This window comes from Pseudomonas sp. S1_G07, assembly GCF_054668565.1.
Window position 1 is genome coordinate 1,370,411 of sequence record NZ_CP162778.1, and the last position, 26,872, is coordinate 1,397,282.

A 26,872-nucleotide genomic window follows, 5' to 3' on the forward strand; every position below is an offset into this window, starting at 1 on the left:
AGGCCTTGCCTTGATTAGGCTCGTAGCAGTTGACGGATTTTTCCTATCCATTTTTTATCGTGGATTACTCTTAAGTGTTCGTGCTCGCCGTTTATGATTTCTTCTTTTGATAAACCTGAGAGCTCTTCCCAGTTTTCCCCAAATATGTATGTGGCGTTGTTCAGATATATGCTCTCTAAGAAATGAAGTTTTTTATCTGTGAAGCCATAGACAAAGTACCCGGAGTAACCGCCGCGACCGGTTGCTAAAAAATCAGGTTCGTATTTTGAGATCTCACGCATTCTATGCTCAATCACGCCTTTTTCAGATTGGCTAAGTTTTGTTAGAAAGGGCGCGAGAACTCCTGATGCTTTGTTCCAAGGATACTTTCCTCGTGGCAGTACTTCCCATTGAAGCTGGCGCGCAGGCATGTTGGAGATTTTATGTTTTGAAACGTCAAATATTTCAAATTCACCGAAATACTCGAATAATAGATTGGCTAAATGAATGATCGGTGACTGATAGTCCGTAAAATTTATTATACGTGTCGATATATACGTCACACCGTCAATTTTTTTAGTGACAGCTTCTCCGCAGGAGGAGTAATAAAGTCTATAGGGTAGACATCCATCGTGCGATGCTGAATACCGTCATGCTCCTTTCCGTGCCAATCCTTCCATGTACGATACTGAGGTATCGATTTTTTTATTAATGGAAGATCCTTTCGCTTAACTTCCTTTCCGCTAACATTAAAGCTTGAAACTTTTCCAATGCTTGATGCGAGAATGGAGTCTCCGTCATCTTGAAGGAAATCAATACCTATTTCTTTTTGTCGAGCTGGCGTTATACGGTCTTGGCGAACTACGAGCATCACATTGGTTGCACCTTTAGCCTCGGCTATCAGGCGCGCCATACTCTTGATTGTTGGTCCCTTAATCATTGCTGCCTCCATTGAGTGATGCTGTGTGTCGAAGGTAGCATCTTGATATCGCGCTTGGAACCCTATCGAGGAAGTCTGCAGGTATGCCGACGTGAACAGGGGGCGCTCAGGCGAGATCCCATATTGAGCGGTTCATCTCCGCTCATGGTTCAGGAGACTCGCTGCCCCTTTGGCCGAAAAAATCGTGCGGCGAAAAAATATATCAAAAAAAGCACTTATCCTCCTCCCGCCGACGGGGTTTGCATCGTTTTTTGTGCAAATCCAGATGTAGTGCAAATGCGCCTGTAGCCCAGGCGGGTAGGGCGGCTCCGCGGCCGATCGGCAATTTCACAAAATACAAATTTTGGAAGAAAAATGCAGCGCGGTTGCATAGCGATGCACTCAGGCGGTCACCTGCTGGTTATGGCGATCCCCCGGTTTTATTGGGCCAAAAAAATGAACGGGAAAAAGGGACGGATTTATTTCCTCGATCAAAAAATGGGTGGTTATGCGCAGGAGTGCTTTGAACACAGCATTTCCCCACCCGTAATGCTTCGGTGCTGAACCGATACCATCCTAAGGAACCCTGTAATGGACCTACACAACGAGTTCGAAAACAGCAAATTCTTCCACCACGCCCGTATTGATCGACGCGCCGCCGATGCCTTGGTGGGACTGGCCGCGGGGATTACGGCGGACGGTGTCGTGAACACCAACGAAGCGGTTTTCCTAAAGCAATGGTTGGAAAACAACCTGGCCCATCTAAACGACCCGGTGATCAATCTGTTGTATTCGCGTCTGGCGTCCATGCTTCAGGACGATGCTCTGGACCCGGACGAGTCTCTTGAGCTGCTTAACATCCTGCGTAGCTTTTCTGGCCTTGGCATTGAGAGATCGAAGGTCGGCGAAGCTGTTGCCATGACTCCAACGGACCTTCCCTTCAATTCCCCAGCCCCTGACTTGGTGTGGGATGGCCGAATGTTTGTATTTACAGGCGTCATGGCCTTTGGGCCACGCAAAGATTGCCAGGCATTGGTCGAGGAGCGTGGCGGTTTGATTGGTGGTGGGGTGAGTAAGAAGGTGCATTACCTGGTGGTCGGCAGCGTGGGTAATGAGCAGTGGCGCCACAGCACCTACGGAACGAAGATCATGAAGGCAGTGGAGCTGCGGGAGGCGGGTGCTTCGATTGCCATTGTGGGTGAGCACCACTGGCAAAAGATGTTGTTTGGTTGAGCCGGTCCAGGAAAAGGCTGCCGATTGTCCTGGCTGGAAGATTGTCGGTGGGTTTGAGGGACTCATCGCGAGCAAGCTCGCTCCTACAGGGTTTTCAGGGTGTGGAGGAAAGTGAGCACCCCAGAAACAACAAAGCCCCTGCATTTCTGCAGGGGCTTCGTTTTGTATGGTGCCGGCACCAGGAGTCGAACCCGGGACCTACTGATTACAAGTCAGTTGCTCTACCAACTGAGCTATACCGGCGTGTTAGGGCGACGATTATAGCGACTGCCAAGGTTCTGTAAACCCCTGAAATCTGACTATTTTTGCGAAAACCCAAGTTTTCGCAAATCTCCCCGCATTTCCCTTCGCTACCCGCAAAAAAATCAGCGCTCGTGCAGCGCCTCTGCGCGGGATTTGATGATCGGTTTGAGCAGGTAGCTCAAGATGCTCTTCTTGCCGGTGATGATGTCTACAGACGCCACCATGCCGGGGATGATCAGCAGCGGCTTCTCATCGGTGCCCAGGTGGCTGCGGTCGGTGCGCAGTTTGATGATGTAGAAGGTGTTTTTCTTTTCTTCGTCCATCACGGTGTCGGCGCCGATGGTTTCGAGTTTGCCTTTGAGGCCGCCGTAGATGGTGTAGTCGTAGGCGGTGAATTTGATCATGGCTTCCTGGCCTGGGTGCAGGAAGGCGATGTCCTGCGGGCGGATCTTTGCTTCCACCAGCAGGGTGTCGTCCAGCGGGACGACTTCGGCCATGTCGCTGCCGGGCTGGATCACGCCGCCGACGGTGTTGACCATCATCTGTTTGACGATGCCGCGTACGGGGGAGGTGACCATGGTGCGGCTGACGCGGTCTTCCAGGCCTTTGGATGTCGCTTGGGCCTTGCTCAGGTTGGTGCGTGCTTCGTTCAGCTGGGCAAGGGCTTCGCTGCGAAACTTGCCGCGGGTTTCGTCGATTTTGCGCTGCACTTCGTTGATGGCGGCCTGGGCACGGGGGATGGCCAGGGTGGTGCCGTCGAGCATGCCGCGGGTTTCGACCTCGGAGCGTTTGAGGCGCAGCACTTCTACCGGCGAAATCGCACCTTGTTTTACCAGGGGTTCGGACATGCCGATTTCCTGGCGCAGCAGGTTCAGGCTGTTGCGGTATTGCTCCTGCTTGGAGCTGAATTCACGCGCCTCTTGCTGGCGTTGCAGCAGTTGTTGTTGCAGCCCGCCAATTTCGTCTGCCAGTTGCTGACGGCGGCTGAGGTACAAGGACTCTTCGTTCGAGGCTTGGTTGGGCACGGCTTTGCGCGCGTCCTCGGTGATGTTCAGCGGGCGATTTTCGATCTCGGCGCTAAGGCGCTCCACGCGCAGTTCCATGGCCACGCGGTCGGCTTCGGTTTCGCCGACGTTGGAGGCAAAGCGTGTGTCGTCCAGGCGCACCAGCGGCGCGCCGGCTTCGACGATCTGCCCTTCGTGCACGTAGATCTGAGCGACGATGCCGCCTTCCAGGTTCTGGATTTTCTGGATGCGCGACGAAGGAATCGCCTTGCCGTCACCCTTGGTGACTTCATCGATAATCGCGAAGTGCGCCCACAACAACAGGAACACGAAGAAGCCGATCACGGCCCAGATGGTCAGGCGCACGATGCGCGGCGCGTCGTCGACCAGCGCCTTTTCGACCTCGGGCAATGGCTGGTCATCGAGCGAGTCGCTGCCCTTGAAATAGCGGAAGATGACGTCCTTCCAACGGCCTGCACCGGACTTAAGCAACACTGATCTGCCCCTTTTTCAGCGCTTCCATGACGGCCGCTTTCGGGCCGTCTGCGAGGATCTGGCCACGGTCGATCACCAGCAGGCGATCGACCAGGCTCAGCAGCGAAGCACGGTGGGTGACGAGAATCACCGTCTTGTTTTCGATAACCGACTGCAAGCGTTGTTTCAGGCGTTCTTCGCCGGTGTTGTCCATGGCGCTGGTCGGTTCGTCCAGCAGCAGAATCGGTGGGTTCAGCAGCAGCGCGCGGGCCAGGGCGACGTTCTGGCGCTGACCGCCGGAAAGGTTTTGCCCGCGCTCGCCCACTTGCAGTTCGTAGCCTTGCGGATGCAGCCTGGCAAATTCATGCACGCCGGCGAGCTCGGCGGCCTGCAGCACCATTTCATCATCCACATAGCGCGCACCGGACACGAGGTTGTCGCGCAGGGTGCCGGCCAGTAGTTGGATGTCCTGGGCCACGTAGCCGATGTTATGGCGCAGTTCGCTGACGTCGATCTGGCGGATGTCTACACCGTCCACCAGCAGCGAGCCGGAATCCGGCTGATACAGGCCCACCAACAGCTTGGCCAGCGAGCTTTTGCCCGAGCCGCTGCGGCCGATGATGCCGATCTTCTCGCCAGGCCGAACCGTCAGGTTGATGCCGCGCAGTGCCAGGTTCTGCTGGTTCGGGTAGGTAAAGTCGACCTCGCGGAACGTCATTGCGCCTTGCAGGGTTTTACGGCTGAGCGGGCGCTCGTCGAAGTTGCGTTCCTGCGGCAGCTCCATCATCTGGTCCACCGACACCATCGTCACCTTGGCTTGCTGGTAGCGTGTCAGCAGGCCCGACAGTTGCGCCAACGGGCCGAGTGCGCGGCCGCTGAGCATGTAGCAGGCCACCAGGCCGCCCATGCTCAGGGCGCCATCGATGATCTGGTACACGCCGAAGATGATCATCGCCACGCCGGCCACTTGCTGGATCAGCAACGTGATGTTCATCGCCAGGCCGGACAGAACCTTGACCCGCAACTCCAGCCGGCTGAGGGTGCCGATGGTTTGTTCCCACTGGTATTGGCGTTCGCTTTCGGCGTTGTTGACCTTCACCGCATCCAGCCCGGCGAGGGTTTCGATCAGGCTCGACTGGCGTTCGGCACTCAGGGCCATGGTGCGCTCAAGCGTGGCGGTCAGCGGTTTTTGCAGGAAATGGCCGATCCCCAGCGCCAGCGGGAAGGCGACGATGGGGATCCACACCAGGTGGCCGCCGAGCAGTGCGATCACCGCGAGGATGATCAGGGTAAACGGCAAGTCGATCAGGCTGGCGAGGGTCAGGGAGGTGAGGAAGTCGCGCATCCCCTGAAATTCGTGGATGTTCGAGGCATAGCTGCCGACGCGCGCCGGGCGCATTTTCATCGACATGCCCACGATGCGCTCGAACAGCGTCGCGGAAATGATCAGGTCGGTTTTCTTGCCCGCCAGGTCCAGGCACAGACTGCGCATGCTCTTGAGCAACAGGTCGAACAGGTAGGCGCCGCAAATACCGATGGCCAACACCCACAAGGTGGCGGTGGCCTGGTTCGGCACGACGCGGTCATACACGTTCATCACAAACAGTGGCGCGGCCAAGGCGATCAGGTTGATCACCAGGCTGGCAGCGATCGCGTCGGCGTACAGCCAACGGGAGCGCTTGAGGGTGTCTTTGAACCACGAGCGCGCCCGTGGGATCAGCGTGCCGCTGGTGACGTCAAATTTATGTTGCGGTTGGGCGAAGAAAACCCGACCGCTGTAATCGTGACTCAGCGCTTCGCGGGTAACCTGGACTTCACCGCCGTCGCTTTCGCTGAGCAGCAGGCGGGCGGTGTCACCCTCCCATGCCAACAGCACCGCGCAGCGTCCTTCCTTGAAGAGCAGCAGCGCCGGTAATGCGATGGACGGGATTTGCTCCAGCTTGCGCTGCAGCAGACGGCCCTGCAAACCCGCCCGGGCCGCGGCGCGGGGCAGCAGGTCAGGGCTCAGGCGCTGGCCTGCCAAGGGCAATCCGGTGGTCAGCATGGCCCGACTGGCAGGCTTGTAATGCAGGGAGCAGAGCGTCAACAATCCGTCCAGCAAGGGGTCGTCATGCTGACTGCGCGGGTCATGGTGGAACTGCGCCACACCTATTTCAGAATCCAAGCTGACTCTCTCTTAAACGGTTGAGTGGTCCAACGCCGTCAAGAATCAGTTCATCCCTGGCAGGTTTACCTTCGTTTTGACTTCGTTCTGCACAACTGATGCCAGCGGCGCGACGACGCCCTGACTTCTCAGCAATTGGCCCATATCGGCCTTGATCCGGTACTGCGTATAGATGTGCAGGCTTTTGATCTGTGCCAGGCGCTGCTGAGCGGTGAACAGCTCGTTCTCGCTGTCGAGCAAGTCGAGCAGCGTACGCTCGCCCAGGCTGAACTGCTGCTGGTACGAGGTGCGCACTTTGTTGCTGCGGTCCACGTATTGCTGTGCGATCGGCACCTGCTGGGTGGCGTTGTTGTAGGCGTTCCAGGCCAAACCGAGTTCTTCGTTCAACTGGCGCAGGGCGTTGTTGCGGATATCCAGCGCCTGGCTGGCCTGGGAGGCCTTGGACTGCAGGCTGGCTTTGTCGCTGCCGCCGTTATACAGGTTGAACTGCATGTTCAGCATGGCGGAATAACCATTGTCATGGCCTTCTTCGCCGCCGATGTTGTTGTTGGCGGAGCGCTGCAGCACTGCGTCAAAGCGCGGGTAGAAGGTCGACTTGGCGGCTTCGTACTGCTTTTCGGCAGCGGCGATATCCGACTCGGCAGAGCGCAATACCGGGCTGTCCGCAATCATCTGGCGGCGAGCTTCATCCAGGCTGGCCGGCAGTGCGGTCACAATGCCCAGTGGTTTTTCAAGCTGGTCGGGCTCTTTGCCGACCACGCTCAGGAAATTGGTATTGGCGTCCGCCAGGTTGGTCTGCTCGGTGATCAGGTTGTTTTGAGCCTGGGCCAGTCGAGCTTCGGCCTGATCCATGTCCGCCATTCTTCCGACGCCACGGCTGGTGCGCAGTTTGATCTGGTCAAAAATACGTTCGTGGCTTTTCAGGTTGTCTTCTGCCAGTTGCACCATCTCGCGACGGGTCAAGACATCCAGATAAACCTGGGCAACCGTCAGCGCGGTGCGCTCGGACGTATTGAGCAGCGCATACCCACGGGAGTTGGCGGTGGCTTGTTGGCGGCCGACTTCATTGACGGTGCCAAAGCCTTGGAACAAATTTTGCTGAAGGCGAATGGACGACTCGCCACGGTTCAGGGTTTTCCAGTCATGGCTGTTGCTTGCGGCACGGGTCGAGGTGTTGTCCGAGCTTTCACGGCCATAACCGCCCAGCACGTCGATTTTAGGCAGGTAGCCGCCCTGGGCCTCTCTGACCTGATAGTCGGCGGCAATCCGCGCATTGATAGCCGCCTGGATCTCCGGGTGGTTTTCCACAGCAGTTTGCATTGCTTCGGGAAGGGTTTGGGCCTGGACAAAACTGGCGGCTAGAGCAAACGGCATAGCTTTAAGAAGGTGCAAACGCATTCTGATTTTTCCCGGGGATTGGTTGCCTGAAAAACCGCAACAAACTGGAATATGCATTGTAGTGGCAACTCGAAATGCTCGTTTTTCTTAGACGCGTGAAGGCGCAAACAGAACGTCGTGAAGCCGCTTAAATATCAATGTGACATTACTGGGCAGATTGTTTAGGATGGCGCCCAATAGGTCAATACCTTGACGGGAAAGTAATTTTTCCCATGAAACAACAAAATATTGACGTCAATATACTTTCATAGAAATAGCGTAGTCCAGCTATCTGAATCGGCAGTAGCGAGAAGGTCGGTCTCCTTGATGGATACCCCGAACGGCAATACACGGAGAGTCTTTTATGAGCAGCGTTGCGGTCGTCAAAAGTATTGTCGGTCAAGTGTTCGCGGTTTCCCCGGAAGGGATTCGCCGCCTGCTTGTAGAAGGGGATCGCCTGGTCGCCGGTGAACAGGTCGATACCGGCGCTGCTGGCGCCGTCTCGCTGGAACTGGCGGATGGCCGGGTCATCGACCTGGGGCGCGACACTCAGTGGAGCGCCAGCGCGCCCGACTCGTCCACCGACCTGAGCGCCGCCACTGCTCAAGCCGCACCGTCCGTCGCCGAACTTCAGCAAGCCATCGCTGCCGGTGCCGACCCGACCCAAGACCTTGAAGCCACAGCTGCCGGCCCGACCTCCGCGGGTGCAGACGGCGCTGTTGGCGGCGGCCACAGTTTTGTCGTGCTGGAAGCCACCGCAGGTGTGGTTGACCCCACCATCGGTTACCCGACGACCGGTCTGAACGCCGCTGATGCGGTGGGCAATACCCTCACCGCCGCCACCAATAATGGCGTCGATCCGCGTAACGTGACCATTACCCTGACTGCTACGCCCACCATCACCGAAGCCGGTGGTGTTGTGGTGTATACGGTGTTTGTCACCCAGGCACCGACCAGCGACTTGACCGTCACCTTGTCCAACGGCCTCGCGGTGGTGATCGCCGCCGGCCAGACCTCGGGCGCACTGAACGTCACGTTTGCCGGCAATGACACGCCTTACCTGGATGCCTCGTCGATCTCCGCCACCATCGCCGGTACCTCCGGCGGCGGCAACCTGATCATCACCACTGACCCGGCGCCAGCGGTTACCCAGATCAACGACACCATCGACACCACCACCGTCACGCTGACCGCGACCGCGTCGGTGGATGAGGGTGGCAAGATCGTCTACACCGCGACCGTGACCAACGCCGCGCAGACCGACGTTGTCATCAAACTGTCCAACGATCAGACCATCACCATCGAAGCCGGCAAAACCACCGGTACAGTCAGTATCGACACGCCTGCCAATCTGGCCGACGGCAAAGACCTGGTCGTCAGCACCACAATTACCAGCGCCACCGGCGGCAATTACGAGAACCTGGCGATCAATCCGCAAGCGGCCACTTCTACAGTGGTTGCAGTGGACGATAAGAGCGTGTTGGTGGCTGATACCAGCACCATCGCCGAAGATGGCGTCGCTACCGGCAACGTGCTGAGCAACGACAGTGACATCGACAATGTGCTGAACGTTGCTACCTTCAACGTGGCTGGCACTACCTACAACGCCGGCCAAACCGCCGTCATTACGGGTGTGGGTTCTATCACCATCGGTACGGATGGCGCGTACACCTTTACCCCGGTTAAAGATTTCAATGGTGACGTGCCGCAAATCGGTTACACCACCAACACCGGTTCGAGCAGCACGTTGAATGTGAACGTCGTGGCGGTTGATGACGCGAGCGTTCTGAAGGCCGACACCGGTAGTGCGTTGGAAGATAACGTTGCTACTGGCAACGTACTTTCGAACGATGTCGACGTTGATAACGTGTTGAGTGTTGCCACTTTCAATGTCAATGGCACCACCTATAACGCCGGTCAAACCGCGATCATTGCTGGCGTGGGTTCTATCACCATTGGCGCCGATGGCGCCTATGCGTTCACCCCGGTCAAAGACTTCAACGGTGATGTGCCACAAATTGGCTACACCACTAACACCGGTTCGAGCAGCACGCTGGACGTGAAGATTGAAGCGGTTGATGACGCGAGCGTCCTGAAAGCGGATACCGGTAGTGCGTTGGAAGACAACGTTGCTAGCGGCAATGTGCTGAGCAATGACAGTGACATTGATAGTGTATTGACTGTCGCGACTTTCAACGTCAACGGCACCACTTACACAGCAGGCCAAACCGCAATTATCGCGGGTGTTGGCAGCATCACCATTGGTGCTGACGGTGCCTACGCCTTCACCCCGGTTAAAGACTTCAACGGTGATGTGCCGCAAATCGGCTACACCACCAATACCGGTTCCAGCAGCACGCTGGACGTGAAGATCGACGCGGTTGATGACGCGAGCGTCTTGAAAGCCGATACCGGTAGTGCACTGGAAGATAACGTTGCTACCGGCAACGTCCTTTCGAACGATGTCGATGTGGACAACGCACTGGCTGTCGCAACCTTCAACGTAGGTGGCACTACCTATACCGCTGGCCAAACCGCGATCATCGCAGGCATGGGTTCTATCACCATCGGTGCCGATGGCGCCTATGCGTTTACTCCAGTCAAAGACTTCAACGGTGACGTACCGCAAGTCGGCTACACCACCAACACCGGTTCGAGCAGCACGCTGGACGTGAAGATTGACGCGGTTGACGACGCGAGCGTCCTGAAAGCGGATACCGGCAGTGCGTTGGAAGATAACGTTGCCACGGGCAATGTGCTGACCAACGACGTGGATGTGGACAACGTGCTGAGCGTTGCCACGTTCAACGTCAACGGCACCACTTACACCGCTGGCCAAACTGCTGTCATTGCTGGCGTTGGCTCTATCACCATCGGCGCCGATGGCGCCTACGCCTTCACGCCAGTCAAAGACTTCAACGGCGATGTACCGCAAATCGGCTACACCACCAATACCGGCTCCAGCAGCACGCTGGACGTGAAGATTGACGCGGTTGATGACGCGAGCGTACTGAAAGCGGATACCGGTAGTGCGTTGGAAGACCATGTTGCCACCGGCAACGTCCTTTCGAACGATGTCGATGTGGACAACACACTGACTGTCGCGACCTTCAACGTAGGTGGTACCACCTACAGCGCCGGCCAAACCGCGATCATTGCTGGCGTGGGGTCTATCACTATCGGTACGGATGGCGCGTACGCCTTCACTCCGGTCAAAGATTTCAACGGTGACGTACCGCAAGTCGGCTACACCACCAACACCGGTTCGAGCAGCACGCTGGACGTGAAGATTGACGCGGTTGACGACGCGAGCGTCTTGAAAGCCGACACCGGCAGTGCCTTGGAAGACCAGGTTGCCACTGGCAATGTGCTGAGCAATGACGTCGACGTCGACAACGTGCTGAGCGTTGCTACGTTCAGTGTCAACGGCACGAGCTATACGGCTGGCCAAACCGCGATCATCGCCGGTGTTGGCAGCATCACCATTGGTACTGACGGCGCGTACGCCTTCACTCCGGTCAAAGATTTCAACGGTGACGTACCGCAAATCGGCTACACCACCAACACCGGTTCGAGCAGCACGCTGGACGTGAAGATCGACGCGGTTGATGACGCGAGCGTTCTGAAAGCCGACACCGGCAGTGCGTTGGAAGATCATGTTGCTACCGGCAATGTGCTGACCAATGACGTCGACGTCGATAATGTGCTGAGCGTTGCGACCTTTAACGTGGGTGGCACTACCTACACCGCCGGCCAAACCGCAATCATCGCCGGGGTTGGCAGCATCACCATTGGTGCTGACGGTGCGTACGCCTTCACTCCGGTCAAAGATTTCAACGGTGATGTGCCGCAAATCGGCTACACCACCAACACGGGTTCCAGCAGCACGCTGGACGTGAAGATCGACGCGGTTGATGACGCAAGCATCCTGAAGGCCGATACCGGTAGTGCGTTGGAAGACCACGTTGCCACGGGCAACGTACTTTCGAACGATGTCGATGTGGACAACACACTGACTGTCGCGACCTTCAATGTGGGTGGCACCACCTACACCGCCGGCCAAACCGCAATCATCGCCGGGGTTGGCAGCATCACCATTGGTGCTGACGGTGCGTACGCCTTCACTCCGGTCAAAGATTTCAACGGTGATGTACCGCAAATCGGCTACACCACCAATACCGGTTCCAGCAGCACGCTGGACGTGAAGATCGACGCGGTTGATGACGCGAGCGTTCTGAAAGCCGACACCGGCAGTGCCTTGGAAGATCATGTTGCTACCGGCAATGTGCTGACCAATGACGTCGACGTCGATAATGTGCTGAGCGTTGCGACCTTTAACGTGGGTGGCACTACCTACACCGCCGGCCAAACCGCAATCATCGCCGGGGTTGGCAGCATCACCATTGGTGCTGACGGTGCGTACGCCTTCACTCCGGTCAAAGATTTCAACGGTGATGTGCCGCAAATCGGCTACACCACCAACACGGGTTCCAGCAGCACGCTGGACGTGAAGATCGACGCGGTTGATGACGCAAGCATCCTGAAGGCCGATACCGGTAGTGCGTTGGAAGACCACGTTGCCACGGGCAACGTACTTTCGAACGATGTCGATGTGGACAACACACTGACTGTCGCGACCTTCAATGTGGGTGGCACCACCTACACCGCCGGCCAAACCGCAATCATCGCCGGGGTTGGCAGCATCACCATTGGTGCTGACGGTGCGTACGCCTTCACTCCGGTCAAAGATTTCAACGGTGATGTACCGCAAATCGGCTACACCACCAATACCGGTTCCAGCAGCACGCTGGACGTGAAGATCGACGCGGTTGATGACGCGAGCGTTCTGAAAGCCGACACCGGCAGTGCCTTGGAAGATCATGTTGCTACCGGCAATGTGCTGACCAATGACGTCGACGTCGATAATGTGCTGAGCGTTGCGACCTTTAACGTGGGTGGCACTACCTACACCGCCGGCCAAACCGCAATCATCGCCGGGGTTGGCAGCATCACCATTGGTGCTGACGGTGCGTACGCCTTCACTCCGGTCAAAGATTTCAACGGTGACGTGCCGCAAATTGGCTACACCACCAACACCGGTTCGAGCAGCACGCTGGACGTGAAGATCGACGCGGTTGATGACGCGAGTGTTCTGAAGGCCGATACCGGCAGTGCGAAAGAAGACACCGTTGCCACCGGCAACGTACTGACCAATGACAGCGACGTGGATAACGTGCTGACCGTTGCCAGCTTCACCGTCAACGGCGCGAGTTATGGCGCCGGCCAAACCGCCGTCATTGCAGGCGTTGGCTCGATCACCATCGGTACTGACGGCGCTTACGCTTTCACGCCGGTCAAAGATTTCAACGGTGACGTGCCGCAAATCGGCTACACCACCAACACGGGTTCCAGCAGCACGCTGGACGTGAAGATCGACGCGGTTGATGACGCGAGTGTTCTGAAAGCCGACACCGGCAGTGCGTTGGAAGATCATGTTGCCACTGGCAATGTGCTGACCAATGACGTGGATGTGGACAACGTGTTGAGCGTTGCCACTTTCAACGTCAACGGCACCACTTACACAGCAGGTCAAACCGCCGTCATTGCTGGCGTGGGTTCTATCACCATCGGCGCCGATGGCGCCTACGCCTTCACCCCGGTTAAAGACTTCAACGGTGACGTGCCGCAAATCGGCTACACCACCAACACGGGTTCCAGCAGCACGCTGGACGTTAAGATCGACGCGGTTGACGACGCGAGCGTCCTGAAAGCCGACACCGGCAGTGCGTTGGAAGACCACGTTGCCAGCGGCAATGTGCTGACCAATGACGTAGACGTCGACAACGTGTTGAGCGTTGCCACTTTCAACGTCAACGGCACCACCTACACCGCCGGCCAAACCGCGATCATCGCTGGTGTGGGTTCTATCACCATCGGTACTGACGGCGCGTACGCCTTCACTCCAGTCAAAGACTTCAACGGTGATGTACCGCAAATCGGCTACACCACCAACACCGGCTCCAGCAGCACGTTGGATGTGAAGATTGACGCGGTTGATGACGCAAGCGTTCTGAAAGCCGATACCGGCAGCGCCTTGGAAGACTACGTTGCCACTGGCAATGTGCTGACCAACGACGTCGACGTCGACAACGTATTGAGCGTTGCCACTTTCAACGTCAACGGCACCACTTATACCGCTGGCCAAACCGCGATTATCTCGGGTGTTGGCAGCATCACCATTGGTACTGACGGCGCCTACGCTTTCACCCCAGTCAAAGATTTCAACGGCGACGTACCGCAAATCGGCTACACCACCAACACCGGCTCCAGCAGCACGCTGGACGTGAAGATCGACGCCGTTGACGACGCGAGCGTACTGAAAGCGGATACCGGCAGTGCCTTGGAAGACCAGGTTGCCACCGGCAACGTCCTTTCGAACGACGTCGACGTCGACAACGCGCTGAGCGTTGCCACTTTCAACGTCAACGGCACCACTTATACCGCTGGCCAAACCGCGATTATCTCGGGTGTTGGCAGCATCACCATTGGTACTGACGGCGCCTACGCTTTCACCCCAGTCAAAGATTTCAACGGCGACGTACCGCAAATCGGCTACACCACCAATACAGGTTCGAGCAGCACGCTGAATGTGAACATCGTGGCGGTTGATGACGCGAGCGTCCTGAAAGCCGACACTGGCAGTGCCTTGGAAGACCACGTCGCCACCGGCAACGTACTGACTAACGACATTGATGTGGACAACGTATTGAGCGTTGCCACGTTCAGCGTTAACGGTACTAACTACACCGCAGGTCAAACCGCGATCATCGCGGGCGTTGGCAGCATCACCATCGGCACCAATGGTGCCTATGCCTTCACCCCAGTCAAAGACTTCAACGGCGACGTACCGCAAATCGGCTACACCACCAATACAGGTTCGAGCAGCACGCTGAATGTGAACATCGTGGCGGTTGATGACGCGAGCGTCCTGAAAGCCGACACTGGCAGTGCCTTGGAAGACCACGTCGCCACCGGCAATGTGCTGACCAACGACGTGGATGTGGACAGTGTGCTGAGCGTTGCCACGTTCAATGTCAACGGCACCACTTATACCGCTGGCCAAACCGCGATTATCTCGGGTGTTGGCAGCATCACCATTGGTACTGACGGCGCCTACGCTTTCACCCCAGTCAAAGATTTCAACGGCGACGTACCGCAAATCGGCTACACCACCAACACCGGCTCCAGCAGCACGCTGGACGTGAAGATCGACGCCGTTGACGACGCGAGCGTACTGAAAGCGGATACCGGCAGTGCCTTGGAAGACCAGGTTGCCACCGGCAACGTCCTTTCGAACGACGTCGACGTCGACAACGCGCTGAGCGTTGCCACTTTCAACGTCAACGGCGCCACTTATACCGCTGGCCAAACCGCGATTATCTCGGGTGTTGGCAGCATCACCATTGGTACTGACGGCGCCTACGCCTTCACCCCGGTCAAAGATTTCAACGGTGACGTACCGCAAATCGGCTACACCACCAATACAGGTTCGAGCAGCACGCTGAACGTGAAGATCGACGCCGTTGACGACGCGAGCGTTCTGAAAGCGGACACCGGCAGCGTCTTGGAAGACCACGTCGCCACCGGCAATGTGCTGACCAACGACGTGGATGTGGACAGCGCGCTGAGCGTTGCCACGTTCAATGTCAACGGCACCACTTACACCGCTGGCCAAACCGCGATCATCTCGGGTGTTGGCAGCATCACCATTGGTACTGACGGCGCCTACGCCTTCACCCCGATCAAAGATTTCAACGGCGACGTACCGCAAATCGGCTACACCACCAACACCGGTTCGAGCAGCACGCTGAACGTGAAGATCGACGCCGTTGACGACGCGAGCGTTCTGAAAGCGGACACCGGCAGCGTCTTGGAAGACCACGTCGCCACCGGCAATGTGCTGACCAACGACGTGGATGTGGACAGCGCGCTGAGCGTTGCCACGTTCAATGTCAACGGCACCACTTACACCGCTGGCCAAACCGCGATCATCTCGGGTGTTGGCAGCATCACCATTGGTACTGACGGCGCCTACGCCTTCACCCCGATCAAAGATTTCAACGGCGACGTACCGCAAATCGGCTACACCACCAACACCGGTTCGAGCAGCACGCTGAACGTGAAGATCGACGCCGTTGACGACGCGAGCGTTCTGAAAGCGGACACCGGCAGCGCCTTGGAAGACCACGTTGCCACTGGCAATGTGCTGACCAACGACGTCGACGTCGACAACGTATTGAGCGTTGCCACTTTCAACGTCAACGGCACCACTTATACCGCTGGCCAAACCGCGATTATCTCGGGTGTTGGCAGCATCACCATTGGTACTGACGGCGCCTACGCTTTCACCCCAGTCAAAGATTTCAACGGCGACGTACCGCAAATCGGCTACACCACCAACACCGGCTCCAGCAGCACGCTGGACGTGAAGATCGACGCCGTTGACGACGCGAGCGTACTGAAAGCGGATACCGGCAGTGCCTTGGAAGACCAGGTTGCCACCGGCAACGTCCTTTCGAACGACGTCGACGTCGACAACGCGCTGAGCGTTGCCACTTTCAACGTCAACGGCACCACTTATACCGCTGGCCAAACCGCGATTATCTCGGGTGTTGGCAGCATCACCATTGGTACTGACGGCGCCTACGCCTTCACCCCAGTCAAAGACTTCAACGGCGACGTACCGCAAGTCGGCTACACCACCAACACCGGCTCCAGCAGTACGCTGAATGTGAACATCGTGGCGGTCAACGACGCGCCGACTGCGGCCAATGGCAACATCCAGGGCAATGAAGACACCTCGGTCGAACTGACCTGGGCAAACTTTGGCGTCAAGGATGTGGACTCGGTGAGCCCGAAAGTGGTGTTCACCAGCCTGCCTGTCGGTTCCATCGAGTACAAAGTCAACGGCCAGTGGGTTGCGCTGACCACGGCGGATCTGAAAACCGATACGTCGGCCGGCAAGGCATTCAGCCAGGCTGATTTCGACAACCACAACGTGCGTTACACCCCGGTGGCCAACGAATCGGGCGATAACAGCTTCGGCGGCACCGGCGTGGGTAACAAGCAGGGGGATTACGCCGAGCTGAAGTTCCAGGCTACCGACGGCAACCTCTACAGCGACACCAAAACCATCACTGTGGATATCCACCCGGTGACGGATGTGCCGGTTGTGACCATTGGCCAATTCGGCGCAGTGCCGACAGGGTTGGTCATTCAAACCTGGACCGGTGGCACGCTCGCTAAAGACCTGGGCACCAACGGTAACGGCGTTGCGCAGTCCAGCGACCTGATCAAGGTGATCGACGCCAAGACCGCTGCCAGCGCAGTGTCTACGGGTGTGACCAGCAGTGTCAGCAACGGTAATGTGGCGGAGGGCACGGCGACCAAAGTCTCTGGCCTGATCTACCTGGAAGCCGGCAAGAGCTATACCTTCACCGGTACGGCCGACGACAGCCTGGCAATCACCGTGGGCGGCAAGTTGGTCGCTTCCGAAACCTGGAGCAAGGGCAGCGCGATTACCGGGACGGCCTATACGCCGACCGAGTCGGGTTACTACACCCTCGATATTTACCACTACAACCAGGCGGGCGGCGGTAGCTACGACGTCAATGTGTCGATCAACAACGGCGTGTCGATGTCGCTGGGCAACAGCGGCGTGCAGACCTACACCAGCGTGGACGCGTTGAAAGCCGCCGGCGCGGTGCTGGGCGATAGCCATGTGGTCAATGGCGAAGGCTATTACACCGGCTACGTCTACAACCGTGGGCTGGAAGACACCGCCATCAAGGTCGCTCCGATTACCACCACGTTTGTCGACAACGACGGCTCGGAATCCCACAAGGTGGAAATCAGCGGCTTGCCAAAAGGCACCGTGATCACCGATGGCACCACTGGCCACAGCTTCACCTCCACCGGCACCACCGCGCTTTATGATGTCAGCGGCTGGAATCTGAAAACCCTGACGGTTACGCCGTTCAAGGATTCGACCGCCAGCTTCGATATCACCGTGAAAGCGACGGCCAAAGAGTTGAGCACCGGGGTCGAGGAGGTTACGACCGGCAAGGTGAGCATCGTGATCGCTGCGGTCAACGACGCGCCGACTCTGGACCTCAGCACCGTCGATGGTACTGTCGCCACCGGTTACAACACGGCGTACAACGAGCGCAGCACCAGCGGTGTTGCGATTACCGGCAGCGTGGCCATCGGTGATGTCGACAGCACCCAGATGCAAAGTGCGACCATCACCCTGAAAAACGCCAGTGCCGGTGACCAGCTCAGCTCCAACCTGGTGAGCGTGGGCGGTACCTACAACGGCATCACGGTGACCGCGGTCGGCACCGACGTCAGTGGCAAGATCGTGCTGACCTTGTCGGGTGCAGCGGATGCGGCGACCTACAAGACGCTGCTTGAGTCGTTCCAGTACTCCAGCACCAGCAAGTATCCGACTATCGGTGATCGCACGATCGATATCGCGGTGACCGACAACGAAGGTGGCAACAGCCTGACTTCGAACGTGGCCACCAGCACCATCACGGTTGCCCCGCAGAGCTATTCGGTGACGGACGGCACCGGTGTTGCTGATGTCATCAACCTGGGCAGTTCTTCGGCCAACAACGTTGTCGTCGGCGACAAGGCCGGCGTCGTCACTCAGGGCAGCAATTACAACATCGCCTTCATCGTCGATACCTCGGGCAGTATCGGCAGCAGCGCCATGAGTTCGATCAAGACTCAACTGGCAAGCGTGTTCGATACCTTGATTGCCAATGCCGGCAATAAAGATTCCGGCGTCGTGAAAGTGCTGCTGGTCGATTTCGACACGCGGGTCGAGGCGCAGGTTTCGGTCAACCTGGCTGACAAGGTCGCCGCCAAAGCTGCGTTGCAGGCGGTATTGACCCAGATGGCGTCCCATTCGAGCGACATGACCAACTATCAGGACGCGTTCAACGCCGCCACCAACTGGTTCAAGAGCAGCGAAGCCACCAGCAACAAGGGCGCAACCAACCTCACGTACTTCATTACCGACGGTTCGCCGAACGTGTATACCGACGTGCAGGGCAACCCTTACCTGGGCGGCAACTGGGGCTCGAACATTTACTTTGACAATGTCGTCACCAGCGCCAATTACGTATTGGGCCAGGGCAAAGAGGTGTACGCGAACATCAACGGCTGGTCGCAGTTGATTGTCGATGGCGACGGCAACGTCTATTCCTACAATATTTGGGGCCAAAGAACCTTTGAAGGCACGGTGGTGGCCAACAGCAATGGCGGCTTTGACGTTGCATCGGTCTACAGCGACGCCAACACGGCCATGGCGAACGCCAAGAGTGCCTACGCCGATCTGGTCAACGCGGTACCCGGCAAGGTCGTCGTCGAGGCAATCGGCCTGGGTTCGAGCATTGATAGCACTGTGCTCAAGCAGTTCGATACCGACAAGACCGTTGCCACCATCGACACCGCGAAGCTGGCGGACGCCATCACCGGCCACACGGCCGACGCGGGCGCCGACAACATTACCGGCGGTTCGGGCAACGACATCCTGTTCGGTGATCTGATCAGCTACAAAGGTCAGGAAGGCAGTGCTGCACTCAAGGCCTTCGCGGCCGAGAAGCTGTCCACCACCGTCGACCATATCGATGACCGCACGTTGCATCAGTTCATCACTGAGCATGTGCAGGACGTCGGCGCACTGGCCAACGCGTCGAACATCTATGGCACCAATGATGGCGGCGACACCCTGATCGGCAATGCCGGCAACGACATCCTGTTCGGCCAGGGCGGTAACGACACCCTGTCGGGCGGTGCCGGCAACGACATTCTTGTCGGCGGCAAGGGCAATGACATCCTGACCGGCGGCGCGGGTGCCGATACCTTCGTGTGGCTCAAAGGTGACACCAACACCAGCGGCGGCTTTGATCGCATCACCGACTTCAAGCACAGCGAAGGCGACAAGCTGGACCTGTCCGATTTGCTGCAAGGCAATAACGACAACAACTTGTCCAGCTACCTGAAGTTGTCGACCGACACGGCCGGCAATTCGACGCTGAGCGTGAGCAGCACCGGTTCGTTCACCACCCAGGGTGGCGGTACGGCCGATGTCACGATCAAGGTCGATGGCGCCAACTGGGGCGCGGGCAACACCGCGATCAACAACCTGATCGCCGGTGGTGACCTGACCGTCAAGCATCACGACTGATTACCCGGCAGCGCCAATCTTCATGGATTGGCGCTGCATGGGCATCAGCGTCGGGAAAATGTGTGTAATCTCTGCGAAGGTGCCTACAGGGGGCCTGCAGGGATTTTTTATTGGGAGAACGTTGATGTTCTACGTGCAACGCGATCAACACAACGCTTTGATTCGCGTCGAAGCGCAGGCCTACGCCGAAGCCACCGAGACACTACCGGCTGACCATCATGAGATTCTGGCGTGGTTTGCCGATGATGCGGTCGATAACAGCCTCAAACAGCTCAAGCAAAGCGACCTTGAGATGATTCGGGTGCTCGATGACTTGATCCAGGTGCTGATCACCAAGAACGTGATGAGCATCACTGACCTGCCACCGGCGGCACAGGCCAAGTTTTTGGAGCGTACCAGGGCGCGGGCAACATTGGGCGGCTTGAGCGAGCTGATCAATGACGATGAAACCGGCTTGATCTGACACTGCACACCTCCTTCACGGTAAGGCCGTCAAGGAGGCATGAGCTCTCAGTGCTTTACTTCCAGGGCGCCGGTTCACCGACCAGTTGGCCTTGCACCCCTTCAATACCCATCTCGCGGATCACCCGCAATTCACCCTCGGTTTCCACGCGCTCGGCAATCAATGGCAAATCAATGCTGTGGGCGGCTCGCTGGATCGCTTCGATAAAAAAGCGCTTGTGGTTTTCCTGATCAATGGCGCGGATGTAACTGCCGTCGACCTTCAGGTACGCCAGGCCCAGGTTCGCCAGGTTGCCGATCATGCTGAAACGCCCGCCGAAACGTTGCAGGCCCAGGCTGTAGCCCAGGCTGTGCATGCGTCGGATGAGGCGCTCCAATTGGGTTTGCTCGGGCACTTGTTCTTCGCCGATTTCCAGCGTCAGGCGCGGTCCCAGTGCCGGGTGTTGGGCCAGGCGTTCGAACACCCGCTCCAACGCTTGCGGGTCATTCAAGGTGGCGGCCGAGAGGTTCAACGCCACCGATTGGTTGTGTTGTGTGAGGTGTTTGATCACCAGCTCGAGCATCAGTTGATCGAGCCGGGCGGTCCAGCCGAAGCGCTCCAGCCAAGGCAGGAAGTGGCCTGCGGCAATGGTCTGGTCCTGACTGTCGAGCAGGCGTGACAGCACCTTGTAATGCAGTACCTGTTGGGTGTCACGGCTGCTGACCACCGGTTGGAAAAACAAGCGGAAGCGCCCCTGGTTCAGGGCGTCGTCGAGCAAGGTGTGCCAGTTGTGCGGGTCATCGCTGACGGTGCCTGGGGCCTGGCGTTCCAGGCAGATCCAGGTTTGAGCGCTGCTGGCTTCGGCCTGGGTCAGCGCTTGGTCGGCCAGCATCAACAGGTCGGCTGAGGCATCGCCAGGGTTATACGGCGCCAGCCCGATATAGGCCACGGTCGGCATGTCGGTAGCACCCGTTTCGTGCAGGCTTTGCAGGGTGCTTTCCAGGTCCTGGGCCAGTTGCAGCGCTTCATCACGCACCAGGCCCGGGGCAAGCACTGCGAACTCGCCGCCACGGCTGCGAGTGATCAGGTTTTGAGTCTCCGGGTATTTGGCGCAGGTGCGCACCAGTTGCTGGCTGACGGCTTGCAGCAGTTGGTCGGTGCGTTGCCCGCCAAGACGCTGGTTGAGGCCGCTCAAGTCGTTGACCCGCAACATCAGCAGGTAACCTGAACTGGGTTCCTCCAGGTTGCTGACGCGCGATTGCAGTTGCATCTCGAAATAGCGACGGTTCGCCAGGCCCGTCAGGCTGTCCTGATAGGACTCCACACGCAGCTTTTCGCTACGCTCGGTCTGCTCATGGAACAGCGCCTTGAGCTTCTCCACCATCTGGTTCATGGCCTGCACCACGCGGCGCAACTCAGGGGTGCGGGGCAGGTCGGGCAAGCTCAGGAACTCGCGACGGGCGATGGCGTGCGACTGCTCGACCATATAGTCCAAGGGCTTCAGTTGACGGCGCAGCAACAGCGCGCCCAGTACCGCGCTCACGGCGCCGCAGACCAACAGCCAGCCCAGGCTGCCCAGCGCGCTCTGCCACAGCTTGGCCAGCGCGAACATCGGGTGACTGACCACTTCCACCCGTGCAGCCTGCTGCCAGCCACGGCTGACGATTGCATCGCCGCCGGCCGGTGCCAGGCCGATCATCTTCACGAACCAGGCCGGCACGCCGCTCGCATCCGGCTCGGCGGCACGTTCCACCAGTACCTGGTTATTGCTCAGGTCTATCACGCGGATGCTCGCGTAATAGCCACTGTCAAAAATCGAACTGACCATCAGCTCGGTCATCGCCGGGTCATCGATGTTCGGGGTCAGCGACAGCGCCAGCGCGGTGGCCGCGTCCTGGGCATGGGAGCGCAGTTGGTTGACGTACTGTGTACGCGAGCTTTCCAGGCTGACCATGAAGCTACCGCTGAATGCGACCACCAGGAACACGCAGATAGCGATCAGCAATTGTTTGAACAGTGACATCGTAGCTCCTGTTAATTATCCGAACTGGCCGGAAACCCTTCGGCGGTCATTTTTTTCAAGACGTCCTGCCAGCGTGACAGGCGCTTGGTGTCACCGACTTTTTTGTTGCCCGCCGCGCCGGTCAACCACAGCCCTTCGCCGTTGAACGCATAAACGGGCAGTAGGTCCGTCCGTTGGCTGGCCGGCAGAATGGGGTCCATCAGGCTGTCCAGCACCAGGGGCATGGCTTCGGGGCTTGCATAATACGTCAGCACCATATGCGCACGGTTCTGGCGCAAGGCCTTGACGTAGGTGATGCGCAGTTTTTCGGCCGGCACACCCAAGTGCCGCAGGCTGAAATATTTGGCGATGGCATAGTCTTCGCAGTCGCCGGCGCCTTTCCACAGGGATTGAATGGGGGTCGCCCAATAATCAATCTCGTGCCACACGTCGATGTCTTCCGCGTAGTGCAGTTGGCGGTTGAAAAACAAATTCACCACTTTGAGCTGCTCGCTCTCACTGACTTGCTTCTGCGTGGACAGCAACTGTTGCCAGGCATCGATGCGCTGACGGCCGGGGCCGAGTGGCCCGTAAAGCGATTCGGCGCGGCGGCTGATCTGGCTGAAATCCCAATCGGCGAGCAGATCGCCCAGCAGGCCGCCACCCAGCAACAAGGTGATGGCCAAACTGTACAGAATCCGCGGGAGTTTAAAGCGTATCGCCACTGCGATTACCAGAGCCTGCAGCATTGAAGGTGCGGCAATGGTGCGGTGATAGCGGGTAAAAAACAATGGCACGATGAAATCATCGGCCCTTGAATGCGCGAATGGCGTGTCAGTAAATTGGCTATTTTCCGCTCGTCTGAAATGGTTGTGACTATTTCATCAAAATAATGACACTCACCCCCCGCTGTCACAGAATGTATCCCCATAAGCGCCTACAAAAAGACTTGCGGTAAAGCCCTGTTTTACCGACCTCACAGGTCTTTAAAGGGCGCCGTAAAGGAGGCCCAGCCATGAGTCGCACCGATGACCTGTTTGCCCTGACCGGCAAGAGCGTCGCTCGTGATCCCAAGGGAAAAAAAGCCCGACTGCATTTTTTTGGCACCCTCCCATTCGATGATGGCACCCGTGTGAACCAAAAAGCGGGCTCGCGCTTTGGCGCCCAGCCGTCCTACACCCATGAAACGCTTCACAGCCATCAACGAGTCGCGCTGCGCCCGACCGTGGTGGCGTTGGTATCCATCAATGGTGGCGTTGGCCGCAGTACCCTCGCCACGGGGTTGAGCAGCGGCTTGCAACGTCTTGGTGAATCAGTAGTGGCATTGGACCTGGACCCCCAGAATGCTTTGCGCCAACATTTCGGGGTTGAACATGAGTGCCCCGGCGTGGGCCCAGGCAGCCTGCTCAAGACGCCATGGACGACACTCCTGCAGGCGGGGTTCTGCGGTTGCCAGGTGCTGCCTTTCGGCGATACCGATACCCAGGAGAAAGAAAGCCTGCAGCGCTGGCTCGCGCGTGAGCCCCAGTGGCTGGTGCGGCACCTGTCGGCGCTGGAACTGAGCGAAGCGCATACGGTGATCGTCGATACACCCGCCGGTAACAACGTTTATCTTCAGCAAGCATTGAGCGTGGCCGACATTGTGCTGGTCGTCGCCCAGCCCAATGCCGCGTGCCTGGGCACCTTGGATCAACTGGACGCGCTGTTGGCACCTCATCTTGAGCGAGAGCGTGCACCCCGTTGTCACTTTGTAATCAATCAGCTGGATGAACGCTCGACGTTCAACCGGGAAATGCTCGATGCCTTCAAGCTGCGCCGCGGTAAATACCCCCTGGCGGTCGTACATCACGATCCGGCGATCAGCCAAGCCCTGGCTTTCGCGACGGACCCGCTCGATAGCAAGGCGTTAAGCCAGGCAAGTGACGATATCGGCGATCTTTGCCGGTTGTTGATCGCCCGAAAAAGAACCGCGTAGGCGCGGTTTATACGGGTAACGCCAGATGCTTATACACAATTGGTTGGCGACGACGTCATGGAACAGCCATTTTGTGGAGCTGTTCTCAACGCGCTGCAACTGCCTGTTTTACGTGCGTTTTATCGTGTGATCAAAAAATGACCAGCGTGGCTTTTGGCCTGTAGCGTAGGTAGCTACAGGCTTCGTAAAGATTTCATCAACAGAGTTATCCACAGGCTGTGGTGCGACAATTTTGCCCTTTAATCGCGCTCGGCAAGCACCATCAAGTTGCGCGGCGTCAGTGCCGTTTCGCAGAAGCTGCCCACCTCAACCCGGTAGCCGCGTTCGCGCAGAAACAGTGCCCGATCCAGTACCAGCCACAACTCCAGCGGGCGCCGAAACAGACCACGCAGCAATTCCAGATTCCTGACCTCGGCGAGGCGCCGCCAGCCGTCAAGCTCCAGCGCCGCCCAATCCTGTTCCCCTGTGGATAACCCTTTGAGGTGTGCCAATGCCTGGCAGTAATCGGCGAAGGGTTTGTGCAGCCAACTGGCGGGCAGGGAGGGGGTGGGCAGGTACTCATCGCAGCCACGTAGCCGGCGTTGCAACTGATCGAAAGCCAGGCGACGGGCCATGGACGTGTCGCGTTGCTGGCGCACCCGTGTCCCTGCGGTGACGGTTTCGCTGAGGGGCAGCCCCAGGTCGTCGATCGACAGTTGCAAGGTTGAAGCGCGGCCTGCTGCGCAGAGTGGCTGGTAGGTGTGTGTGTTGATGCGGTTGTAGCAGCAGGGTGCTACTGCCAGTTGCTTGCAACCGGCGGCGCTGGCCAGTTGCAGCAGGCGCACGTGCAGGTCCCCGCAGGCGTGCAGGGCGACCGGAGTGTGCTCCGAGCTGAGCGCCACCTGCGCCATCACGTCTTGCAGGCGATGGGTGACGGGCAGCCGATGGTGGTCGCTCAAGGCTTGGCCGGCCGCGACCAGGGCCGGGTCGTGTTCCAGGCAGGTCAGCTGCTGGCCTGTGTGCAGCAGGCGCCGGCCAAGGTGGCCCTTGCCGGCGCACCAGTCCAGCCAGTGAGTCGGCGTTTGCGCAAAGTGCAGGGCCGCGCCAAAGGCTTCGATCTGTTGCCATTTACGGCCCGGTACGTCGACGTTCAGGCGGTGCGCGGCAGGTTGCAGGGGCTGCGCCGGTAATTTATCCACAGCACTGAGGCGCACGGCCTCTGCGGCCAATGCAGGAAAAGGCGCGGGTGCGGGCAGTTCATGTGGTTGGTTGTGGCTGGTTTCGGCATCGGCCAAGGTGCGTTGGCGCAGCCATTGGGCGAGTTCAGGCAACTCGCTTTCCCAAGGTAACCGTTGATGAGTAAAGGGCCGTGGTCGCCACAGCCCTTGATGCTCGATCAGGAACGCGTCCAGCGCCCGAAAGCGGGCTTCAACGTCCCTGACAGGCATCGACGCGCAGCCAGCGTTCCAGCAGTTTGAAGCCTTGTACCAACAGGTAGGAGATCAACAGGTAGAACACGCCGGCGGTGAAGAACATTTCCACGGTCAGGTAGTTGCGCGCGATGATCGTCCTGGCCATGCCGGTCAGCTCCAGCAGGGTCACGGTGCTCGCCAGCGAGCTGGCCTTGAGCATCAGGATCACTTCGTTGCTATAGGCCGGCAACCCGATGCGCGCGGCGCGGGGCAGGATGATGTAGAACAGCGTTTTGGGCCTGGACATGCCCAGCGCACGAGCTGCTTCGATTTCACCGGGCGGGATGGCCTGGATGGCGCCGCGCAGGATCTCGGCGATATAGGCGGCGGTGTGCAGTGTCATGGTGGCCGTGGCGCACCAGAACGGGTCGCGCAGGTAGGTCCACATGAAGCTTGAGCGGATCGATTCGAACTGGGCCAGGCCGTAGTAGACGAGGAACAGCTGCACCAGCAGCGGCGTGCCGCGAAAGAAAAAGATATAGGCGTAGGGCAGGGAGCGCACATACCAGCGTGTGGACGAGCGTGCGATGCCCAGCGGGATGGCCAGGATCAGACCGAGAATCACGGCGATACCGACCAGTTCCAGGGTCAGGATGGCGCCCTGAACAAATTTTGGCAGCCACTTGATGATGACTTCCCATTCCATTACGTCGTCCTCACGAAGCCGCGGGCGGCGCGTTTTTCCAGGAAGTGCATCGCCACCATCGACAGGGATGTGAGGCCCAGGTAGATGAACGCGGCGACCAAGTAGAAGGTGAAGGGCTGTTTGGTCACGGTGACGGCGATCTGCGCATGGCGCATGATTTCTTCAAGGCCGATGACGGTGACCAGCGCGGTGTCCTTCATCAGGATCAGGAACAGATTGCCCAGCCCTGGCAGGGCGATGCGCCACATCTGCGGCATGATCAACCGGGTAAATATGCGCAACTTCGACAGCCCCAGCGCGACACCGGCTTCGCGGTGGCCCTTGGGGATGGCGATGATCGCGCCGCGCAGTACTTCCGTGGCGTAGGCGCCGAAACATAACCCCAGCGCGATCACACCCGCGGCAAAGGCACTGAGCGAAAGGTCGGGAATGCCGAACAGCTCTCCCAGCCCGCGCATTGCGTTGATCGTGCCGAAGTAAATCAGCAACACCCACAGCAGTTCGGGTACACCGCGCACGATGGTCGAGTAGGTACCGCCCAGCCATTGCAACGGCTTGTACGGCGAGGTCTTGGCCAAGGCACCGGCAAGGCCCAGTACCAGCCCCAGGCATAACGCCGTGAGCGCCAGTTTGACGGTCATCAGCGCGCCAGCGGCGAGCGCCGGGCCGAATCCGTAGAGATCGAAATTCATGGTGTTTTCATATCG

14 protein-coding genes and 1 tRNA gene are annotated in these 26,872 nt (G+C 58.4%); 4 read left to right on the plus strand and 11 right to left on the minus strand.

From position 1 onward, the window contains the following. Positions 1-14: 14 nt before the first annotated feature. Together AB4O05_RS06335 and AB4O05_RS06340 are read right to left on the minus strand one after the other, a co-directional pair. Positions 15-542, minus strand: a complete 528-nt coding sequence (locus AB4O05_RS06335) for a hypothetical protein (protein ID WP_460164850.1) — start codon at positions 540-542, stop codon at positions 15-17. Further along, a complete protein-coding gene (locus AB4O05_RS06340) occupies positions 539-919 on the minus strand; it encodes a hypothetical protein (RefSeq protein WP_460164851.1) in 381 nt (126 codons plus the stop codon). The genes AB4O05_RS06335 and AB4O05_RS06340 overlap by 4 nt, the downstream gene beginning before the upstream one ends. A gap of 570 nt (positions 920-1,489) precedes the next feature. Here AB4O05_RS06340 and AB4O05_RS06345 point away from each other — a divergent pair. Then, positions 1,490-2,131, plus strand: a complete 642-nt coding sequence (locus tag AB4O05_RS06345) for a BRCT domain-containing protein (RefSeq protein WP_460132186.1) — start codon at positions 1,490-1,492, stop codon at positions 2,129-2,131. Positions 2,132-2,298: 167 nt separating this feature from the next. Here the strand turns inward: AB4O05_RS06345 and AB4O05_RS06350 are convergent. From AB4O05_RS06350 to AB4O05_RS06365, 4 genes are all read right to left on the minus strand, one after another. Next, a tRNA-Thr gene (locus AB4O05_RS06350) sits at positions 2,299-2,374 on the minus strand. A 122-nt stretch (positions 2,375-2,496) separates the two neighbouring features. Continuing rightward, positions 2,497-3,873, minus strand: a complete 1,377-nt coding sequence (locus AB4O05_RS06355; RefSeq protein WP_460132184.1) for an HlyD family type I secretion periplasmic adaptor subunit — start codon at positions 3,871-3,873, stop codon at positions 2,497-2,499. After that, positions 3,863-6,016 (minus strand): type I secretion system permease/ATPase, encoded by a 2,154-nt coding sequence (locus AB4O05_RS06360; protein WP_460132182.1) that lies wholly within the window; start codon positions 6,014-6,016, stop codon positions 3,863-3,865. The genes AB4O05_RS06355 and AB4O05_RS06360 overlap by 11 nt, the downstream gene beginning before the upstream one ends. A gap of 45 nt (positions 6,017-6,061) precedes the next feature. Next, the gene (locus AB4O05_RS06365; protein ID WP_460132180.1) at positions 6,062-7,414 is read right to left on the minus strand and encodes a TolC family outer membrane protein; all 1,353 of its coding nucleotides are present in this window, start codon (positions 7,412-7,414) and stop codon (positions 6,062-6,064) included. Between the two features lie 343 nt (positions 7,415-7,757). Here AB4O05_RS06365 and AB4O05_RS06370 point away from each other — a divergent pair, with 343 nt between their 5' ends. Together AB4O05_RS06370 and AB4O05_RS06375 are read left to right on the plus strand one after the other, a co-directional pair. Further along, positions 7,758-19,649, plus strand: a complete 11,892-nt coding sequence (locus AB4O05_RS06370) for a retention module-containing protein (RefSeq protein WP_460132178.1) — start codon at positions 7,758-7,760, stop codon at positions 19,647-19,649. 124 nt (positions 19,650-19,773) lie between these two features. Beyond that, positions 19,774-20,112, plus strand: a complete 339-nt coding sequence (locus AB4O05_RS06375; protein WP_460132176.1) for a tryptophan synthase subunit beta — start codon at positions 19,774-19,776, stop codon at positions 20,110-20,112. 55 nt (positions 20,113-20,167) lie between these two features. Here AB4O05_RS06375 and lapD read toward each other — a convergent pair whose 3' ends face one another. Then, positions 20,168-22,114 (minus strand): cyclic di-GMP receptor LapD, encoded by a 1,947-nt coding sequence (gene lapD, locus AB4O05_RS06380; protein ID WP_460132174.1) that lies wholly within the window; start codon positions 22,112-22,114, stop codon positions 20,168-20,170. Positions 22,115-22,125: 11 nt separating this feature from the next. After that, the gene (lapG, locus tag AB4O05_RS06385) at positions 22,126-22,842 is read right to left on the minus strand and encodes a cysteine protease LapG (RefSeq protein WP_460137657.1); all 717 of its coding nucleotides are present in this window, start codon (positions 22,840-22,842) and stop codon (positions 22,126-22,128) included. Between the two features lie 266 nt (positions 22,843-23,108). On the opposite strand from lapG, the gene bcsQ reads away from it, so the two are divergent. Continuing rightward, a complete protein-coding gene (bcsQ, locus tag AB4O05_RS06390; RefSeq protein WP_460164852.1) occupies positions 23,109-24,068 on the plus strand; it encodes a cellulose biosynthesis protein BcsQ in 960 nt (319 codons plus the stop codon). 239 nt (positions 24,069-24,307) lie between these two features. Here bcsQ and AB4O05_RS06395 read toward each other — a convergent pair whose 3' ends face one another. The 3 genes from AB4O05_RS06395 to AB4O05_RS06405 are packed head-to-tail and all read right to left on the minus strand — an operon-like array spanning position 24,308 to position 26,857. Further along, a complete protein-coding gene (locus AB4O05_RS06395) occupies positions 24,308-25,495 on the minus strand; it encodes a methyltransferase (RefSeq protein ID WP_460132172.1) in 1,188 nt (395 codons plus the stop codon). Continuing rightward, complete coding sequence (locus AB4O05_RS06400) at positions 25,476-26,165, minus strand: ABC transporter permease (RefSeq protein ID WP_460132170.1); 690 nt, start codon at positions 26,163-26,165, stop codon at positions 25,476-25,478. Before AB4O05_RS06400 ends, AB4O05_RS06395 begins: the two co-directional genes overlap by 20 nt. Further along, positions 26,165-26,857: an ABC transporter permease gene (locus AB4O05_RS06405; protein ID WP_460132169.1), complete on the minus strand. Its 693-nt coding sequence runs from the start codon at positions 26,855-26,857 to the stop codon at positions 26,165-26,167. The genes AB4O05_RS06400 and AB4O05_RS06405 overlap by 1 nt, the downstream gene beginning before the upstream one ends. Positions 26,858-26,872 lie beyond the last annotated feature (15 nt).

Excerpts from the sequence above, each read along its gene's own strand:
- AB4O05_RS06375 (WP_460132176.1), top strand. The coding sequence starts at position 19,774 with ATGTTCTACGTGCAACGCGATCAACACAACGCTTTGATTCGCGTCGAA.
- AB4O05_RS06365 (WP_460132180.1), bottom strand. The coding sequence starts at position 7,414 with ATGCGTTTGCACCTTCTTAAAGCTATGCCGTTTGCTCTAGCCGCCAGT.
- AB4O05_RS06395 (WP_460132172.1), bottom strand. The coding sequence starts at position 25,495 with ATGCCTGTCAGGGACGTTGAAGCCCGCTTTCGGGCGCTGGACGCGTTC.
- lapG (WP_460137657.1), bottom strand. The coding sequence starts at position 22,842 with ATGCTGCAGGCTCTGGTAATCGCAGTGGCGATACGCTTTAAACTCCCG.
- lapD (WP_460132174.1), bottom strand. The coding sequence starts at position 22,114 with ATGTCACTGTTCAAACAATTGCTGATCGCTATCTGCGTGTTCCTGGTG.
- AB4O05_RS06370 (WP_460132178.1), top strand. The coding sequence starts at position 7,758 with ATGAGCAGCGTTGCGGTCGTCAAAAGTATTGTCGGTCAAGTGTTCGCG.
- AB4O05_RS06340 (WP_460164851.1), bottom strand. The coding sequence starts at position 919 with ATGATTAAGGGACCAACAATCAAGAGTATGGCGCGCCTGATAGCCGAG.
- AB4O05_RS06345 (WP_460132186.1), top strand. The coding sequence starts at position 1,490 with ATGGACCTACACAACGAGTTCGAAAACAGCAAATTCTTCCACCACGCC.
- bcsQ (WP_460164852.1), top strand. The coding sequence starts at position 23,109 with ATGAGTCGCACCGATGACCTGTTTGCCCTGACCGGCAAGAGCGTCGCT.
- AB4O05_RS06400 (WP_460132170.1), bottom strand. The coding sequence starts at position 26,165 with ATGGAATGGGAAGTCATCATCAAGTGGCTGCCAAAATTTGTTCAGGGC.
- AB4O05_RS06405 (WP_460132169.1), bottom strand. The coding sequence starts at position 26,857 with ATGAATTTCGATCTCTACGGATTCGGCCCGGCGCTCGCCGCTGGCGCG.